Origin of the sequence: Streptantibioticus silvisoli, assembly GCF_027947535.2 — a bacterium.
Classification (GTDB): Bacteria; Actinomycetota; Actinomycetes; order Streptomycetales; family Streptomycetaceae; genus Streptantibioticus_C; species Streptantibioticus_C silvisoli.
The window spans coordinates 247,994-266,800 of the sequence record NZ_JAAGKO020000005.1; the positions used below are offsets into that span (position 1 = coordinate 247,994).

The following is an 18,807-nucleotide window of genomic DNA, read 5'->3' on the forward strand; positions in this document are numbered from 1 at the left end:
CGGTGGCGCTCCCGCGCCGATGGCACTCCGCACCGATGCACTCCCGCGCCGGTGGTACTCCCGCGCCGGTGGCACTCCCGCACCGATGCACTCCCGCGCCGGTGGCACTCCCGCACCGGAAGCCGGGCGCGTCGGACGGGACCGCGGCCGCCGACGCGGTCGGATCACCGGACCGGCGTGAGCGCCTCGGCCTCCTCCAGTGCCCAATGCACCGCCCGCGTCCACAGCGCCCCGATCCGGGTCGCCGCGGCGTTGTCGAGCGCGCCCCGCGCGAAGTCCAGGGACCCGGTGAGCCCGGCCGGGGTGTCCGAGAGCTCGATGTGGAGCTCCAGACCGACCTCACCGCGCCACATCGGGACGTCCTGGACGTCGAGCCCTTCCAGCCGCCAGTTGGCGTCCACCCCGTCGCTGGAGTAGGTGAACAGCATCTGCCAGATCGGATTGCGCCTCGCCTGCGTGACGCTGTCGTCGCGGAACTGCGCGATGACGCGGTCGATGGGGAAGTCGCGGTAGGCCAGCGCGGCCCGGACCCCGTGCTTGCTGTCGGCGATCACGGTCGCCAGGTCCGCGTCCGCCGGGATACGGGAGCGCAGCGGCATGAGGTTCTGGAAGAAGCCGACCGCCTCGAAGTCCTCCACGGTGTTGCGGCTGTCGACCGGTACCAGCAGCGCGACGTCGTCCTGCCCGCCGTAGTGCTTCAGGGCGCGGAAGAACGTCGCGATCAGGAACTCGAACCGCGTGCACTTCAGCCGTCCGCACACCCGGCCGACGCGCTCCGGGGCGTCCGGTCCGAAGTCGAACCGGACGGTGTCGGCGGTGAAGGCCGCCGGGTCGGCGACGGGGTCCGGGCTGGGCAGGATCCGGGGCGGCGGGGGAGACGCGCAGGCGACCAGTTCCGGAATCTCCCGCGCCGGGGGGAACTCCTGCGCCAACCGGGCCGGATCGTACGGTACGGCCGCCGGCAGGCCGGCGCCGTCACCGCGGTACAGCACCGCCAACTCGCTCTGCAGCATGGCCTTCGACCGCTCGTCGACGGCGATGTGGTCGAGGACCAGCAGCAGGCTGAACAGGTCGGGGGCGTGCCGGTAGACCACGGCCCGGACCGTGCTGTGCCGGTCCGGATCGCAGAACCGGAGGATCTCCCGCTCGAACTCCTCCTGGACGAACGCCCGCAGCACCTCCTCGTCGCGCACGCCCGTGGTGGACCTGATCTCCACCGCGTCCGGCGCCGGCCGCTCGTGCTCCACCGCCATCAGCCGGTCGCCGTGGAAGGCGTAGGTCGTCCTGAGCATGGGGTGGCGGGCGACCAGCTCGCGGAACGCGTGCTCCAGGCGCGGCAGGTCCAGCTCGCCGCGGATGCGCAGGTGGTTGGCGACCGTCTGGTGCGGCGGCCTGCCCTCGGCCTGCCGCATGCCGATGAGGCGCTGCTCGGCCAGGGACGCCGGCCGGATGCGCGCCGCACCGGGCCGGGTACGGGCGGTGTCGGCGCCGTCGCGCCGCGGGGCGGCGGTGGCGGGAGCGCCGCCGCGCGCCCGGTCGATCCCGCGGGCGGGGAACATCTCCCGCAGGCCCGCCACGTCGATCTCCAGCTTCGGCGTCCTGGGCAGCCGCTCCACCACGTCGATCCTGGTCGGCACCATGAACAGCGGCAGCGCGCCGGCCAGCCGGCGGCGGCACTCGCTCTTCGTCAGCTCCGCGGACTCGATCACCACGCCGAGCGCGACCTCGCCGGTGCCGCTTTCGGCCGGGTAGACGTGGCAGTCGCCCACGCCGTCGATCCCGCGGACCGCGGCGGCCACCTCCGACAGGTCGACGCGGGCGCCGTTGATCTTGAACTGGGTGTCCTGCCGGCCGCTGTAGTGCAGCAGTCCGGCCTCGTCGACGTGGCCGTAGTCACCGGTGCGGTAGACGGTCCGCGTCGTCCCGCCCTCCTCCAGGGCGACGAACGCCGGCCGGCTCGCGTCCTGCCCGGACACGACCCGGGTGGTCTCGGCGGCGATTCCGCCGATCAGGATCTCACCGGTCGTGCCGGGCGGCACCGGCCGCAGCATCGCGTCGACGACCCGCACGCTCGTGCCGTCGATGGGGCGCCCGATCGGGACCGTGCCGGTCCGGCTCGTACCGTTCCCCCCGTTCCATGTCCGGCAGTCCAGGAAGGTGACGTCGACGCAGCACTCGGCCGGACCGTACTGGTTCAGCACGACCGCGCCGGGCAGGGCGGAACGCGCTGTGGCCAGGGTGTCCACCGGCAGCGCGGCGCCGCCGGAGAAGACCCACCGCAGCGCGAGGCCGCCGGGCGAGGCGGCGGCGAGGGCGCTGAACTCGTCGAGCATGCGCGGGAAGAAGTGCACGGCCGTGGCCTTCTCGGCGACGCACCGGTCGAGCAGGTCCTTCGCGCTCGCGGCCTCCAGCCGGGAGGTGAGGACGAGTTTCGCGCCGAACACCAGGGGGGCGAGCAGCTCCCAGACGTAGAAGTCGAACCCGGGCCGGGACGTCGACAGCACGACGTCGTCCAGCCCCAGCGGGTAGACGCCCTGCCCCCACCGCAGGCGGTTCTCCAGGGCGCGGCCGTCGACGCGCAGCACCTTCGGCCGCCCGGTGGTCCCGCTGGTCTGCACGAAGTAGCCGCTCGGGGTGAACGACGGCTCGGCGTCGGGGACCGCGCCGGGGAGCGGCGGTTGCACCGGGAGGTGTTCCGCCTCGCAGCCGGCGAAGACCTCCGCGGCCCGCCCGGCGGCGCCGCCCAGGACGCACGCGGGGCGGACAGCCGCCATGAAGTCGGCGTTGCGGGCCGGCGGCTGGTCGGGGTCGACGAAGACGAAGTCGGCGCCGGTGTAGAGGACCGCGACGAGCGCCGCGACCTGTCCGACGGTCTGCGGGAGCGCGATCGCCACGGCGGCACCGGGGCCGGCCCCCGCCGCGCGCAGCCGGGCCGCCAGACCGGCCGCCGCGGCGTGCAGCCCGCTGCCGGTGACGTCCTCGCCGTCCGCGCCGACGGCCACCACCGCCGCGCCGCGCCGCAGGAGCGAACTGTGAACCAGCGGTCCGATCATGATGTTTCCCAGTCCTCTTCGCCTTCGCCCGAGGCGGTCTCCGCGTAGGCGCGCTGTTGTACGTGGTAGAGCTTCTGGTACTCGGGGTGTCCCAGCAGGTCCTCGTGCGGTGCCACCGCGACGATCCGGCCCCCGCTCATCAGGATCACCTCGTCGACCTCCCTGACCAGCGACATGCGGTGCGTGACGATCACCGCGACGCCGTCCGTGGTCTGCGCCACCGCGTGCGACCAGGCCGCGAACGTCGACAGCAGCGCGTCCTCGGCGAGGGGGTCGATCGCGGACGTCGGCTCGTCCAGCAGCAGCAGGGTCGTTTCGGGGGAGAGCAGGCCGCGGCAGATCGCGACGCGCTGCCACTGCCCGCCGGACAGGTCCGTCCCGGTCGGCAGGGAACGCCCCAGCGGGGTGCGCAGGGCGAGTTCGCCCCGGGCCAGGTAGGCGTCCAGCCCGGAGTCGGACAGGGCACGGGCGAGGTCGCCCGCGCCGGGGCCGTCGTCGCCGAGCCGGACGCTGTCCTCCAGTTCGAACTCGAAGCGGACGTAGTCCTGCGCCACCAGGGACGTGCGGTCGCCGGCCGGTCCGCCGCGGCGCACCGACCCCGTCGTCGGGGGCAGCAGGCCGGCCAGCACCTGCACCAGGGTCGACTTGCCGCTGCCGTTCGCCCCCACCAGGGCGTACACCGTGCCGGGCCGCAGCGTCAGGTCCACGGCGTCCAGCACGGCGGCGTGTCCGGCCGGATAGCGGAAGCCGACGCCGTTCAGCTCGATGCCGCGCACCTCCCGGCCCGCGACGGCGGCCGGCCCGGGGGCCCGGTGGGCGCCGAGGGCCTCGCGCACCTCCAGCAGCAACCCGGTGGCGCGCATCGAGTCCGACAGCGCCGACAGGTACCGGATCAGGCCGCTCATCAGCACCGTCACGTTCGACAGCATGAGCAGGGCCGCGAGTGCGGTGCCCACCGCGGTGGTGCCGTGCAGCAGGGAGGAGACCAGGAACAGGAAGCCGACGCCGAACGCCGCCGTCATGATGAGCACGCCCAGGGCCGCCCACAGCAAGCCGAGCCACATCCCGCGTGCCCGCGTCCGTTCCGCCTCCCGGGCCCAGGCCGCGTGCCGCGCGCGGGCGAACTCCCCGGCGCCGGCCAGCAGCAGTTCGTCACGGTGGGCCGGGTCGGTGCCGATGGTGAAGAAGTCGGCGCGCAGCCGGGCCGCCTCGGCCGACGCCGTACGGCCCCGGTGCCTGGCGCGTTCGGCCGCCGCGGTGCAGGCGTACGACACCACCGCGGCCACCGGCACGAGCAGCAGCCAGGGCGTCGCGAGCGCGGCCACCACCACGACGCACGCCAGGCGCAGCGACGTGCCCAGGATCAGCCCCGACACGTCGGCGCCCTCGGTCAGGCGCGGCCGTTCGGCGCGGATGACCTCCAGCTTGTCCAGCAGCACCGGATCGTGGAAGTGCTCCAGCGTCGGGGCGCCGTGCAGCATCCGCTGGATCTCCCGGTCGACGAGCCGCCCGGTGCGGTCCACCATGCGGGCCGACACGCTCAGCGCGGTCTTCGCGGAGGCGACCTGGACGACGAGCATGACGCACGCGGCGCAGGCCACCGCGACGGCGGTCGCGAAGTGCCGTTGCAGCAGGGCGGCGAGCATCGCGGCCAGCCCCAGCGAGAACAGCACCGCCGCCAGCGGGCGGAAGGTGAACATGATCAGCGTCGCCCACGCCCCGCCGCGGTCGGCGCGGAAGGAGAACCCGAGGAAGGTGGGGAAGACGCGCGTCGGACGCTCAGTCACGGTAACGCCTCGCTTGTGCCGTGAACATCTCGGCGTACCGCCCTTGCTGCCGCATCAGCGACGCGTGGTCGCCGCGTTCGTGGATGGTGCCGGACTCGAGCACCAGGATCTCCTCGACGTTCTTCACGCCCGACAGCCGGTGGGAGACCATGAGGGTCGTCCGGCCGGGCCCGGCCAGCTCGCCGGCCTCCGCGAAGAACCGCGCCTCGGCCTGCGCGTCGAGCGCGGCGGTCGGCTCGTCGAGCACGAGGACCCGGCAGGAACGCGTGTCGAGCGCCTGCACGGCCCGGGCGGTGGCGACCCGCTGCCACTGCCCGCCCGACAGGTCGACCCCGTCGCGCACCCCTTTCGCCAGCGTCGGGGCGGGCTCCGCCAGGAGCCGGGGATCGAGGTCGGACAGCAGGGCGCGGGCCGGACCGCCCAGCGGCCGCGCTGCCGTGGACAGGTGGACGTTCTGCGCCAGGGTCGCCGGGTAGCGGACGAACCGCTGCCCGAGGAAGGCGAACGCCGACCGCCAGCGGGACCGGTCCTCCTGCGAGCCGCCGACCGGCCGGCCGTCGCAGGTGATCGAACCGCTGTCCGGCGACAGCGCCCCGGTCAGCAGCCGCACCAGGGTCGACTTGCCGGCCCCGTTCGGGCCGACGACGGCCAGGCTGCCGCGCAACCGCAGCTCGAAGCTGAGGTCGCGGAAGACCGGCTCCCCGCCGGGGTAGGCGTAGGACACGCCCTCGAACCGGATGACGCTGCCGGGCGCGGGCGCGGGCGCGGACACCGGTGCCGGCGTCGGGGCCGTCCCGGTCCCGCCCGTACCCGTCGCCGGGCCGCCGCCCAGTACCCCGGACAGCCGCACCTGGTCGAACAGGGTCGCCGCCCGGCCGGCGTGGACGACGTTCATCGTGACGGCGAAGATGCCGCTGAGCCCGGTGAGGGCCGACACGCACACCGCGACCTCGCCCGCGCTGATCCCGCCGTGGACCAGGCTTCGGGCGAGGTTCGCCAGCAGGGCGACGGTCGTGACGAGGACCGCCGCGTACGACACCAGCACCGGCGCGCTCATGCGGTTGCGGCCGTCCCCGTGCGCGGCCGCGGCCGCCGCGTCGTACTGCCGCACGACCCAGTCCGCCGCCCGGAAGACCTTGATCTCGCGGGCCGCGCCGAGGTCGAACGCCAGCCCCGACAGGTAGCGCGGGCGCCGGCTCGCGTCCGCCACCGAGTACGCCCGGGACTGCTCCTCGTCGTACTCGCTCTCCAGCAGGGCGGCGCAGTACACGCAGGCGGCCAGCACCGCGAGGCCGGTGAGCGGGGCGTACGCGATGATCAGGCAGCCGACGAAGACGGCCTGGCACCGGGTCATCAGCTGCTGGCAGGTGGCGGTCACCAGCTGCCGGACCGGCACGGTGTCGCGCAGCGCGTCCACCAGCCCCCGCACCGGCCCGTCCGCCCCTGCCGGGGTCAGGACGCTCGCGCTCATCGTGCGCGCCTCGATCTCGCCCTCCAGCACGCCGCCGTACGCGTCCGCGACGGTGGCCACCAGCTGGGTGGCCAGTTGGCCCACCAGGAAGACCAGCACCAGGGCGGCCACGATCGGCCCGATCGCGGCGGCCCCGCTGCCGTGCGGCAGCGCCGCGTCGACCACCAGGCCGGTGGCCAGCGCCGACGCCGCCGGAGCGGCCGCCGCGACCAGCACGACCAGGCCGACGCACACCGTCCAGCCCGGTGCCGGACCGAACCCCACGGCGAACGGCGTCAGCCGCAGCCGCCGCAGGAGGGCCCACCCCCGGTGCCCCCGGCCCGCCCGCCCGGCCGGCGGCTTCGACGCGCCCGTCACGTACTCCTCCAGTCTCTGACAGCGGCGGCCGTCACGGCCGGCGCGTCCATGTGGAACAGGTGTCCGGCGTCGATCTCACGCCAGTCCAGCCGGCTGATCCGCTCCGCCCAGTAGTGCTGCGTCGGCGGCGGGCAGACCCGGTCGCCGGTGGCCTGGAGCACCAGGGCGGGCGTCAGGTCCAGGCGGCCGTCCGGCGTGTAGCCGGCGTACATCCGCAGGTCGCGGCGCAGCCGCGGCGACAGCCAGCGGAACACCTCCCGTTCGGCGCCGGACGGTTCCCGGCCCTGAACGGTACCGAAGGACCAGTCCAGCAACTCCTCCTGCGAGCACAGCTCGTAGTCCAGGCGCGGCATGGCGCTGTGGGAGAACGGCAGCGCGGCGGCGATCACCACGCCGGCCGCGGGGGTGCCGCGCTGTTCGAGCTGCACCGCCGCCTCGAACGCCATCAGGCCGCCCAGGCTCTGCCCGTAGAGGCAGGCGCCGCCGAAGTCCACCCCGTCGCACGACGCCAGCCAGCGGCGGACGAAGTCGCCCACCCCCTCGGGCGACCCGTCGCGCGCGCCGACCTTGGGGTAGTCCACCGGGCGCGGCGAGAGCGGGGCGATCACCTGCCCCAGCGCCCGGAACTGGTAGGAGAAGCCGCCGCTGTGCGGAAAGCAGTAGAGATCCGTCATGAGGTGCCGGGGCCCGCCGCCTGCTGGAGGAGGTCGTCGATCATCTCGTCGACGCTGGTGAACATCAGCATGTCGAGGATCTCGAACCGGACGCCCCAGCGCTGCTCGATCACCTTCGCGACCGCGAGCAGGTCGACGGAGTCCAGGCCGATGTCCACCGCGCCGAGCCGGCCGATGTCCTCCATCCGCAGCTCGTCGCTGTGCGCAGCCCGGTCGGCGAGCAGTTCCAGGACGGCGCGGCGTATCGCGTCCGGGTCGGCGGCCGCGGGCTCCTCCGCTGCGGCACCGGTGTCCGCCACGGGTGCCCCGCCCCGGGTACCGGACGGGACGGCCACCGGCGGCTCCGCCGGCTCCGGCGGCTGCGCCGGCTCCTGCCAGGGGTCCGTCCGCTCGGTCATCGCGTAGTCCGACACCACCGCGTGCACGCTCGTCCCGCTCGCGCCGAACGAGCTGATGCCCACCCGCACCGTGCCGTCGTCCCCGGCCGGGCGCAGCCGCACCGGTGCCGCGGTCGGCCGTGCGACGCCGCCGGCGAGGGCCGGATCGGGACGGGTGAGGTTCACCGTGCCCGGCATGGCCCCGCGGCGCAGCCCCAGCAGGACGTTCACCAGGGAGGCGACGCCCGCCGCGGTGTCGAGGTGCCCCAGCGCCGGCTTGACCGAACCCACCGGCAACGGGACGTCCCGGCCGCCGAAGACCTCGTTCAGCGCCGACAGCTCGACCAGGTCGCCCACCGGCGTACCGGTGCCGTGCGCCTCCACGTAGGACAGGGCGGACGGTTCAACGCCCGCGTCCCGCAGCGCCCCGCGGATCACCCGGGCCTGACCGTCGAAGGCCGGCGCGGTGTAGCTGGCCCGCGCACCGCCGTCGCTGCCCTGGTAGACGCCCTCGATCACGCCGTGCACCGCGTCCCCGTCACGGCGCGCGTCGGCCAGGCGCTTGAGTACGAACACGCCACCCCCGCTGCCCCCGACCGTGCCGTCGGCGTCCGCGTCGAACGCCCGGCAGACCCCGCCGGGGGAGAGGATACCGCCGCGTTCGTGCTGGTAGCCGCGCTTCAGCGGGAAGTACAGTGCTGCCGCGCCGGCCAGCGCGAGTTCCACCCGGCCGGACCTGAGCAGCGTGCAGGCGTACTCCACCGAGGCGAGCGCGGTGGAGCAGGCGGTCTGCACGTTGACGCTCGGCCCGGTCAGCCCCAGCCGGTAGGAGACCCGTCCGACGGTGTGGTCGCTCGCGTTGCCGACCAGGATCTCCGGCGGAACGGCCTCACCGACGAGCTGCCCGTCGTGCCGCAGGCTGCGGCTGAAGAAGCTCGACAGCTCGTTGCCCGCGTACAGCCCCATCCCGACCCCGCCGACGCACGCCACCTCGCGCCCGGCCACGCTCTCCGCGGCAATCCCGGCGTGTTCGAGCGCGGCCACGCAGCAGTCGAAGAACAGCAGCTGCTGCGGATCGGTGACGCGCCGCTCCCGGGCGGACAGCAGGTCGATGTGCTTGGCCGACTCCACGGTCCAGCTCGTCGCCGCCGCCCGGGGGACGTAGCGCGGGTCGTCGATCTCGGCCGGGTCCAGGCCCTGTTCGAGCAGTTCGTCGCGCGCGTGCGTCCGCACCGCGCTGCGCCCGCTCATCAAGAACCGGTCGAGGTCCTCCAGGTCGTCACCGCCGGGCAGCCGCACGGCGTAACCGACGACGGCGATGCGTTCGCTCACCGCTCACCGCCGCCGGGCACCGCGGACCGCGTCGCGGTGCCGCGTTCGGCGAGCACCGCGGCCAGCGCGGTGACGCTCGGATAGCGCATCAGGTCCACGAGGGACACCTCCACTTTCTCCTCCTCGGTGATGCGCCGGGCCAGCAGCGGCAGGTTGACGGACGTCAGGCCCAGGTCGAACCAGTTGCCGTCGGCGGCGGCGTCGATCTCCGGGAACAGCTCGTCCACCAGCCCGCGCAGCCGGCCGGCCGTGTCGTCCCCGGCCCGCCCGGCCGCCGGTGACGCCGGTAGGGACACCGCCGGCCGCACGGGCTGTTCGAGGGCCGCCGCCGAGAGCCGTACGCGGCAGGCGCCCTCCTCGTTGACGTACCGGTTGCGGGCGGCCAGGCCCAGGATCAGCGTGGCCGGCCGCCGTCCGCAGGTCAGCGCGGCCACCAGGTCCGTCAGCGGCACCGTCCCGATCCCCGACAGGGCCGCGACGTCCTCACCCCCGGTGCGGTGCTCCGCGTGCTCGACCCTGGAGCACGCGATGACCGTGACCCCGTCGCGCGAGTACGCCGCCGCCTCGGCACCGGCGCAGGCCGCCGCATAGAACGGCACGCCGGCCCCGCCCAGGTGGGCGTTGACCGACGACAGCACCGTCAGCGGCGCACCCAGCCGTTCCGCCAGCACGGCGGCGTGGGCGAGCCCCTCGGTCTTCGGGCGGACCACGTCCTCCAGCAGCCGGGTACGGGACGCGCCGGGCAGGTCCGGGGAACCGGCCAGGTGGACGAGGTGCACCGGCACGCCCGGCCGCGTCGCCGAACCCAGCGCCCGCAGCAGCGCGTCGCGGCCCTGCTCGGTGCCGATGTCACCGGCGATGCGGTCAGGGCCCGGCGTGCCCGGGTCGACGGCTCGCCTGCCGACGACGGTGACCCGGTGGCCGCCGGCCGCCAGGCGGTCGGCCAGCACCGTGCCGAGCCGCCCGGTCCCGCCGATCAGCACGTAGTGGCCGGGGTCCGGCTCACCGGTCCCGACCACGGCGGGCAGCAGGGTGCGCGTCCACCACGTGCCGTCCCGGTCGATGAAGCGGTCCCGCAGGTCGGCCACGCCCACCGCCGCCCGGATCGCGTGCTGCGGGACGCCGGCGGCCACCCACAGGGTGCGGACGTTGGCGAAACCGCGCGCGCCGAGGACGGCCCGTATCCAGGACACCAGCGGGTGGGTGAGTGGCCGCGCCGCGCCGGCCGCCGACCGGTCACGGACCAGCACGGTGACCGGCGCGGTGCGCGGCAGCGGCCCGACGTTGCGGTCGAGCCACGGCTCCCACCGCTCGCACAGCTCCAGCAGCGCCCGCGCGCAGCCGGCGTCACCGGTGGCGTGCAGACCGTCGCCGTGCAGCACGACCCCGGCGCGTTCGTCCGCCGGCCGGTCCTGCGGCGCGGCGGCGTCCGGCTGCCCGGCGTCGGGGCCCGCCAGCCACACCGCCCGGGCGGCCCCCGCCGCCTTCGCCGGGACGTCGGCCGTCCACACCATGCGGGAGCCGCGGACGCCGGAGGTGGCGGGGGTGGCGGGGGCGCCGGTGGCGGTGAAGTCGGCGGGGGTGCCGCCGGCGGACAGCGGTGCGGCGCTCCGGGACGGGTGCGGTGCCGGCGGTGGCGTTCCCGCGTCGGCGAACCGCTGGACCAGGAGCTTCTTCTTGATCTTGCCGATGCCGGTCCGCTCGATGTCGGACGCGTCGACGACGACGACCCGGCGCACCCCCAGCCGCAGCACGGTCAGCAGATGCTCGCGCACCGCGTCCGGTACCCGCTCCGGCGGCAGCTGACCGTCGGCGGCGCAGAAGACGAGCAGGTCCTCGGTGCCGGACGGACCGGAGCGGTGTCCGACGGCCGCCGCGGTGCCCGGCGCCACCCCGGGGGCCCGGTCCACCGCCGACTCGATGTCCGCCGTGTTCCAGTTGACGCCGTTGACGATGATCCGGCCCTCGTCGCGGCCGGAGATGTGCAGGCCGTTCTCGCTGATCCAGCCGAGGTCGCCGGTGCGGAACCAGCCGTCCCGGTCCGGTCCCACCGCGTCCTGCGGGGCGGCGTAGCGTTCGAGCACCGACGGGCCGCGGACCTCCAGGTGGCCGATGAGCGGGCCCTCGGGCTCCTGCTCGTCGAGCGGGACCGTCCGCAACTCCACGCCGGGCAGCGGGAATCCGACCGACGGCACGCTCGGCGCGGTCACGGCCGTGTCGAGCGCGGTGTTGTACGTGACGCCCGAGCAGGTCTCGGTCATGCCCCAGGCCGGGGTCACCGCCCCGGGACGCAGGCCGAGCGGCGCCAGCCGTTCGTCGAAGTCGCGCACGTCCGCCACCGAGACCGCGTCGCCGCCGTTGAGATAGAACCGCAGCGAGGACAGGTCGCAGGCCCCCGCCCGCTCGCGCCGGACGCGGGTCGCGGTGCGGGCGAGCAGCTTCAGCGCGAAGTTGGGCGACCAGGTCGCCGTCACCCGCCGCTCGTGCACGATCCGGAACCACTCCTGCGGGGCGGCGAGTATCCGGTTGGTCGCCACACTGATGTGCTCCGCGCCGATGTACACGTCGCGCACCATGGTCATCAGGATCGCCCCGACGTGCGACAGCGGCATCCAGTTGAGGCTGACGTCGTCGGCGCCGAGGCCGTTCATCCAGCTCGCCCCCGCCGCGACGCTGAGGATCGCGGCGTGCCGCTGCGCGACGACCTTGGGGCGCCCGGTGCTGCCGGAGGTCATGAACGCCACCGTGCGCTCCGGGGCGCCGGGCGCGGTGTGCTCCCGCGACCAGGCGGCGCGGCGCCCGGCCGCGACGGCCCCGGCCTCCGCCGGGGCCGCCCCGAACGGGTCGATCGTCTCCAGCCCCGTCCCGTCGGTGGCGAACCGCTCCCAGCCGGCACCCGCGAACGCGGAGGTGTCCGGCTGGCGGACGATCAGCGCCAGGTCCAGCTCCGCGCGCAGCGCGCCCATCCACCCCTCGACGTCCGCGGCGTCGGCGGTGAGCAGCTCCGCCGGGACCAGGAGGGGATCGAGGTCGGCCATGACGCACGCCCAGAACGCCAGGAGCGTCGCGGACGGCTCCACCGTGGCCAGCAGCACCCGGGTGGACGGGCCGGTCGCGGCGGCCCGCAGCCGTTCACCGTGGCGCAGCGCGTGGTCCCGCAGCTCCGCCCAGGTCAGCGACAGCGTCCGGCCGTCGGAGTCGACCGCGGTGACCCCGTTGCCGCCCGCCGCGGCCCGGGTCAGGGCGTGGCCGAGCGCCGACAGACGTTCCCGGTCCTCGTCGGCGCGTTCGGCGGGCGGCCCGATGAGGGCCAGCACGCCGCTCTGGCGCCGCCCGCGCGGCCGGGCGGCGGCCGGGCCCGGGTCGGGGGCGCCGGGCGCACCGGCGGCCACGACCTCGGTCGCGTCCAGGCGTGCGGCGAGCGGGCCGAGCCGCCGCAGCAGCTCGGCCGCCGGTTCGTCGCGTTCCAGCTCGACGTCGAGTCCGGCCCGCGGCGGGCCCGCGCCGTCCGCCCGCTCCACGGCGGTGAAGCCGCGGACCCGGACATCGGCGTTGAGGGCGTCCGCCACCTCGTCGAGGGGGGAGAGTTCGTCGTAGGACATGTACTTTCCGCGGCTAGATGCTCAAGGAGGTGGGGACGCCGTCGCGCAGCAGCTGGTAGTGGCTGTCCAGGTACGCGGCGGGGGTCTTCGTCCGGTTGCCCCACGGGTCCACGGCGATCCGGTTCATCCCGTCCGGCGCGTACTCCAGCATGACCGCCTTGCGGGTCCAGCCGCGCTTGTTCGCGCCGGTCATGTGCGGCAGCGTCGCCGCGAACACCGCCATCGAACCGGCCCGTACCGGCACCGGGATCATGTTGCCGGGGTCCTCGCCGAAGACGACGTTGCCGTACTCGCTCTTCGCGTGCCGCAGGGTGCCGACCCGGTGGCCGCCGGGCAGCACCCACAGGCACCCGGTGTCGACGTTCGCGTCGGTCAGGGCGATCCACACCGTGAAGCACTGCTGGTAGTCGACGTAGGTGTAGCCGGTGTCCTGGTGCCACGGGAACGGGTCGGTGCAACGCGCCGGCTTGTAGACCGACTGGTCCCAGTACAGGCGCACGTCGGGCCCGATGAGGTCGTGGCCCAGGTGCTGGAAGACCGGCAGGACCGACAACTGCCGCACCGTGCGCATCTGCCGGGACGGCTGCGCGCTGAAGCTGATCTTCTTCAGCGCCTCGGTGTTGCCCTTGCGCTCCAGCGTCTTGAGCCGGTCCGCGTCGTGCGCGTCGAGTTCCCCGGTCAGCTGCTCCAGGAAGCTCTGGTCGAGGGCGTCCTCGATCACCACGTAGCCCTGCTCGTTGTACTGGGTCACCTCCGCCTCGCTCAGCACGCGCGGGTCGGCCCCGACCGGGTTCCAGACGAAGTCGGTGTTCAGCGGGTGCCGGTCGAACCGCGGCCAGAACCGGGACTGCAGGCCGAAGTGCTCCTGGCAGAACAGCGCCCAGTCCGAGCGGCGGTCGCTGGCGAGCGGCACCCGCTTGCCGGGCAGGTGGACCCGCAGTTCGTCGTCGACCACGACCTGCTGGTCGTCGGGCAGGACGCCGTCGGTGAAGCCGAACGCGCGCGTCACGGCCTCGCCCGGGTCCTGCCAGTGGGCGAACCTGCGCACCTGCGCCACGGAGGTGGTCCGGAAGTTTGACATCGAGCTTCCCTTCTAGCGACGCGTCGGGCTGGGCGACGAGTCCGCGGTGGATGACGCGGCTTGCTGGGAACGCAACTCCGTCACGAGTTCCGCGACGGTGGGGTGGAAGTAGACGAGGCTGACCGGCAGGGACGCGCCGAGCCGGCTGTTGAGCTCCGCGACGACACGGATGGCCGCGATGGAGTCGCCGCCCAGTTCGAAGAAGTCCTCCTCGTCGCCGAAACCGTCCCGCCCCAGCGCCTTCCGCCACGCGGCACGCACCACCGCGCTGCCGTCCGGGCCGGCGGGGGCGGCGGCCGGGGCGGGCGTCGCCGTTTCGGACGTGGCGGACCCGCGGTCCACCCCGAGCAGGTCGGCCACCCGCACGGCCGCCCGGGCGACCACCGCCACCCGGTCCGACGGGTGGTCCTCGGCGAACGTGCCGAGCAGGTGCGCGAGGCCCGCGACGTCCTGCGGGGCGTCGGGCAACGTAGCGTCCGGCGCGACGTAGGTCCACGCCGACAGTCCCACCACGACGTGCGACGCGCTCGATCCGGCACCGGTCGCCGACGGCCGGATCTCCAGGGTGACCCCGCTCCCGTCGCCGGTGCCGCCGCCGGCCACGGCCCGGTCGGCCACCCCGAGCATCCCGCACACCAGGGCGGCGACCAGCAGGTCGTACTCGGAGTCCACCGCGATCCGCACGTCGGTGATCCGCTCGACCTCGCAGCGCCGCAGCACGGCGTTCGTCGTCGCGCGCGCCCTGCTGACGAGCAGGTCGGTCATACGGCCGCGTCCGTCGAGCCGCAGGGTGTGCTGCCCGTTGTCCCGCGCCACCGCCCGGCAGTGGACCGCCAGACCGGCCAGCGCGACCGCGGCCTCGTGCGGCAGGCCGGCGGCCTCCGACCGGTCCGGCCCGGCCGCCGGCGCTGCCGGGGCGTGCTCCGCGTACTCCTGGACGAGCGCCGTGTGGAGCGCGTCGAACCACTTCTCGCCGTCGTCCACCCCCGCGGCCTCCGCGAGATCCAGCGAGAGGGTGACCCCGCCGCCCGGCTCCACGGTCAGGGTGACGCCGATCGGGAAGCGCACCACCTCGGTCCGGGTGGGGAGTTCACGGATGGTCGACGTGCCCAGCCGCAGCGCGTCGAAGTGGTCCCAGGAGAAGGTCACGTCGGGGACGACACGGCCCCGCGCGGGGTCGCCGGCCCGCCCGCCGTCGAAGATCTGCGTGAAGGTGAGCGAGCCGTGCTGAAGACCGTTGAGGACCGCGGACTTGCAGTGGGCGCGCAGGTCCTTGACGGAGTCGTCCGCCCAGATCGGCAGCAGGTTGGCCCGGCTGCCGTACCGCCGGCTGCGGGGCCGCAGCGCCGGGAAGGAGTAGAGCAGGTGCCGGCCGGCCAGACCGTTGAGGCTCTCCATCGTGCTCGCGAGGGTCTCGATGAACGCGGTGATCCGCTGTTCGCGCGCCCGGGTCTCCACCGCGCCGAGCCAGCCGTCGGGCAGCCGCCGGCTGTAGCGCCTGCCGCGCCAGTCCCCGGTGACGACCGAACGGGTCCCGGCCCGCTCCAGCGTCGTGCGGGGCAGGCGGGCGACGGCCTCGCGCCAGTAGCCGCGGTCGCCGTCCGCCTCACCGCCGTCCCCGGCGGCCTCCGGTGCGGGCTCGTCGATCCGCTCGCCGTCGTAGGCCTTGCCGACCTTGCGCAGGACGTCCGAGAACTGCGTGCCGTCCATCACCGCGTGCGAGGCGGCCAGGTGGATCAGCATGCCGTCGGCCGTGACCTGGCACCGCATCGCCAGGGCGGGACCGTGCTCCGCGTCGAGCGGCCGGGCGGCCAGGTCGCGCGCGACCCGGTCGTGGAAGGCCGCCCGGTCACCGGCGACGCCGTCGTAGAGCACGAACGCGTCCTGCTGCGCCCCGCGGTGGTCCGCGATGACGCCGGCCTCACCGGTCGGCAGCACCTCCAGCCGCAACGAGGCGTCGGCGCGCAGCACTTCGAGGAAGGCGGACCGGAGCCGGTCGCCGTCCACCTCGCCGCGCACCTCGAACAGCCGCTGAATGGTGTACGCCGCCATCGCGTCGGGGCTGATCTTCGACGCCGCCCAGATCTCGACCGCGCCCCGCGTCAACTCGACGGTACGCACCGGTTCGGCGGGCCGCTCGGTCTCAACGAACGGTTCGGCGGGCTGGTCGGTGGCGCGGACCGGTTCGGCGGGCTCCGCCGCGGTGGCGTCCTGGACCGCGGTGTTGCGCTCCGCAGCGGCGGCGGCCTGCGCGGTGTCGTTCTCCGTCGGCGCGGTGGGCCGCACCGCGGGGGCGGGCCGGCGGACCGCGTCGCGCAGGCCGGCCAGGGCTTCCACCGTGGCGTCCCAGCGGTCGGGTTCGCGGACGAAGTCGACCAGGCAGGAGATCTCGGTGGCGCCCGCCTCCTTCAGGGCACGGCACTGCGTGAGCCACTCGCTCCCGGTGCCGATGAGGCTCAGCCCGTCCTGGAGGCGCCGTGCGGCCTGCGCCATCCGCCCCGACCACGACGCCTCGTCGACGGAGGCGGGGTCGCGGTGCGTGCTTTTGAACGTCTGGAACATGTAGTGCTCCAGGTCGCGCAGCGCCGCCGCCCGGCTGTCCGGGTCGGGGGTGAACGCGGTGTGCACCAGCACGGTGACTTCTCCGCCGGCCGGGTCGAGGCCGGCTTCCTGCCGCCCGGCGCGGTAGCGGGCGAGCTTGGCCCGCAGTTCGCCGAGGTCCTGCTGGATCAGGTTGGTGAGGATGTTCCGGCCGGCCCGGCCGGCCTCGTGGAACGACTGCTCGCTGCCGAGGATCGCCTGCCACAACGGCAGCCGCGCCTGCACCGGCCGGGGGAAGAGCCGTACGTCGGCCACCGTGCCGCCCGGGCTCTCCACCCGCAGCGTCTCGCCGGACCACAGCCGGTCCAGCTCCGATATCCGCTGTTCGAACAGTTCGCGCCGGGCCTCGTAGGGCGCCTGCGACAGCACGAAGTCGCGGCGCATCCAGCCGGAGGCGACCGCCACCCCGACCCGCCCGCCGCTCGCCACGTCGAGCATCGCCCAGTCCTCGGCGACGGTGACGGCCGAGTGCAGCGGCAGGACGGCGCTGCCGGCCCGCAGGCCGATCCGCGAGGTGCGCGACGCCACCAGGGCGGCCAGGACCGCCGGGTTGGGCGAGAAGCCGGCGAACCCGTCGAAGTGCCGCTCGGGGAACCAGACGGCGTCCAGCCCGCCGGCCTCCGCGGCCTCGGCGAGCCGTACGACCCGGCCGTAGAAGTCGCCCTCGTGCGCGCGGTCCTGCATGCCGAAGAACGACAGGCTCACCGCGAGTTCCCGCTCGGCCGGCCGGGACGGCACCGCCGAAACCACCGGGGCGGCCGGCGCCGGGGCAGCCTGCCGGACGGGCGCCGTCACGGCGGCCCCGGCGCCGGAACCGGACGCCTGCGGGGCCTGACCACGCTCGGCGGCAGCGGTGCTTCCGGCGGTCGTACGGCCCTTCGCGGACCGCGCCGCTCGGGCGACGGCGCCGACGACCTCGTCCAGGACCTCGTCGGTGTGGGCGTCGGACAGGTAACTGAGCCCGATCTCCGTGATGTAGACGCCCTCGGCCAGCAGCGCCCGCCGGAAGGCGTGGAATTCGCTGCCGAGGAACGCGAAGCTCACCGCCCCCGACCGCACGAAGCGCAGCAGGGAACCCCGCCCGATCACCCGGACACCGGCGTCCGCCTCTCCCAGCACGGCGTCGAGCCGCTCCCGGAGCCGGTCCCCGCGTTCGTTGAGCCGCTGGCTGAACTGCGGCCCCCGCCGCGCCAGTTCGCCGAGCACCTCGTTCGCGGCGGCCATCGACAGCGGGTGTTTGCCGTAGGTGCCGGCGGTGTAGGTGAGCCGGTCGGAGCCGACCCGCAGGTCCCGCGTCCACGGGCCGCCGTCGACCAGGTCCATGACGCGGGCCCGCCCGGCCACCACCGCCACCGGAAGCCCGGCGCCCACCGTCTTGCCGTACGTCACCAGGTCGGCCTCGACGCCGTACAGCTCCTGGAAGCCGCCCGGCGCGAAACGGAACCCGGTCAGCACCTCGTCGAAGATCAGCAGCGCCCCGACGGACTCGGTGACCCGCCGCATCTCGACCGCGAAGTCGCGCAGGTCCCGGTCGGGGAACTGGTTCTGCAGCGGTTCCATCAGCACGGCCGCGATCTCGTCGCCGTGCTCCCGGATGAACTCCGGCAGCCCCGGATCGTCCACGGAACCGACGATGACGTCACCGGCCCCGGCGGCCGACACCCCCAGCACGTTGGGGGTCGCCACCCTCTGCCTGCGCTCGCCGGGCTTGGGGCTGTACAGCGTCGCGTCGGAATGGCCGTGGTAGGCGTGCTGGAGCATGACGATCTTGCCGCGCCCGGTGTAGGCGCGGGCCAGCCGCATCGCCGTGAACACCGCCTCGGTACCGGAGACGCAGAAGTTGACCCGCTCCACGCCGGTCAACTGCCGGATCTTCTGGGCCAGTTCACCGGTCTGCGCGACCTCGGCGCCCAGGTGGAGGCCCTTGTCGAGCTGCTCCCGCAGCGCCCGCACGACGAAGTCCGGGTTGTGGCCGAACAGGTGCGACCCGTAGCCCATCGCCATGTCCACGAGGCGGTTGCCGTCGACGTCCCACAGGTACGGGCCTTCGGACCGGTCGACCCAGACCGGGTACGCGCTGCCGCGCTCGGCCTCGTCCCGCTCGGGGAACCGGCGGTTGTTGCACAGCACGTCCTGGTACGCCTCCGACAGGCGGCGCGACTCGGCCGTCGCCTCGGCGAAGCCACGCGCGGGCCGCGGGACCGGGGCGCCGGCCGCAGGCGTGACGGGGGCGCTCGCCGTGGGCGTGGCGGTGGGCGCGGGGACGCTTGCGGTGGGAGCGCCGGCGGTGGGCGCGGGGACGCCTGCGGTGGGCGCCGGAGGAGTGGGGGGAGTGCGTTCCTGTTCGATCCAGCGGGTGATGGCTTCGGTGGTGACGATTTCTTCGAAGAGCTGGACGACGGTGATGTCGACGTCGTAGGTGTGCTGGATTTTGTCGGCGAGTTCGATGAGGACGAGGGAATCCGCGCCCAG

Annotated in this window: 8 protein-coding genes; all 8 read right to left on the minus strand. The window is 74.6% G+C overall.

Features of this window, described 5'->3' with window-relative positions:
• Window positions 1–164 precede the first annotated feature (164 nt).
• Window positions 165–3,053: an AMP-binding protein gene (locus POF43_RS06195; protein ID WP_271324224.1), complete on the minus strand. Its 2,889-nt coding sequence runs from the start codon at window positions 3,051–3,053 to the stop codon at window positions 165–167.
• Complete coding sequence (locus tag POF43_RS34780; protein WP_271324225.1) at window positions 3,050–4,840, minus strand: ATP-binding cassette domain-containing protein; 1,791 nt, start codon at window positions 4,838–4,840, stop codon at window positions 3,050–3,052. The genes POF43_RS06195 and POF43_RS34780 overlap by 4 nt, the downstream gene beginning before the upstream one ends.
• Window positions 4,833–6,668 carry an ATP-binding cassette domain-containing protein gene (locus POF43_RS34785; RefSeq protein WP_282704443.1) on the minus strand — a complete coding sequence of 612 codons (1,836 nt, stop codon included), beginning with the start codon at window positions 6,666–6,668 and terminating at the stop codon, window positions 4,833–4,835. Before POF43_RS34785 ends, POF43_RS34780 begins: the two co-directional genes overlap by 8 nt.
• Window positions 6,665–7,342 carry a thioesterase II family protein gene (locus POF43_RS06210; protein ID WP_271313500.1) on the minus strand — a complete coding sequence of 226 codons (678 nt, stop codon included), beginning with the start codon at window positions 7,340–7,342 and terminating at the stop codon, window positions 6,665–6,667. Before POF43_RS06210 ends, POF43_RS34785 begins: the two co-directional genes overlap by 4 nt.
• Window positions 7,339–9,051: a beta-ketoacyl synthase N-terminal-like domain-containing protein gene (locus POF43_RS34790; RefSeq protein ID WP_271325301.1), complete on the minus strand. Its 1,713-nt coding sequence runs from the start codon at window positions 9,049–9,051 to the stop codon at window positions 7,339–7,341. The genes POF43_RS06210 and POF43_RS34790 overlap by 4 nt, the downstream gene beginning before the upstream one ends.
• Window positions 9,048–12,653, minus strand: a complete 3,606-nt coding sequence (locus POF43_RS06220; RefSeq protein WP_282704444.1) for an AMP-binding protein — start codon at window positions 12,651–12,653, stop codon at window positions 9,048–9,050. The genes POF43_RS34790 and POF43_RS06220 overlap by 4 nt, the downstream gene beginning before the upstream one ends.
• Window positions 12,654–12,666: 13 nt before the next feature.
• Window positions 12,667–13,734 carry a phytanoyl-CoA dioxygenase family protein gene (locus POF43_RS06225; RefSeq protein WP_271313503.1) on the minus strand — a complete coding sequence of 356 codons (1,068 nt, stop codon included), beginning with the start codon at window positions 13,732–13,734 and terminating at the stop codon, window positions 12,667–12,669.
• A gap of 12 nt (window positions 13,735–13,746) precedes the next feature.
• Window positions 13,747–18,807: MupA/Atu3671 family FMN-dependent luciferase-like monooxygenase (locus tag POF43_RS06230; RefSeq protein ID WP_282704445.1), on the minus strand; the 5,061-nt coding region annotated here is incomplete at its 5' end.

Bases quoted from the DNA above. Each gene is read 5' to 3' on its own strand.
- POF43_RS06195 (WP_271324224.1), bottom strand. From the start codon at position 3,053: ATGATCGGACCGCTGGTTCACAGTTCGCTCCTGCGGCGCGGCGCGGCG.
- POF43_RS06210 (WP_271313500.1), bottom strand. From the start codon at position 7,342: ATGACGGATCTCTACTGCTTTCCGCACAGCGGCGGCTTCTCCTACCAG.
- POF43_RS06220 (WP_282704444.1), bottom strand. From the start codon at position 12,653: ATGTCCTACGACGAACTCTCCCCCCTCGACGAGGTGGCGGACGCCCTC.
- POF43_RS06225 (WP_271313503.1), bottom strand. From the start codon at position 13,734: ATGTCAAACTTCCGGACCACCTCCGTGGCGCAGGTGCGCAGGTTCGCC.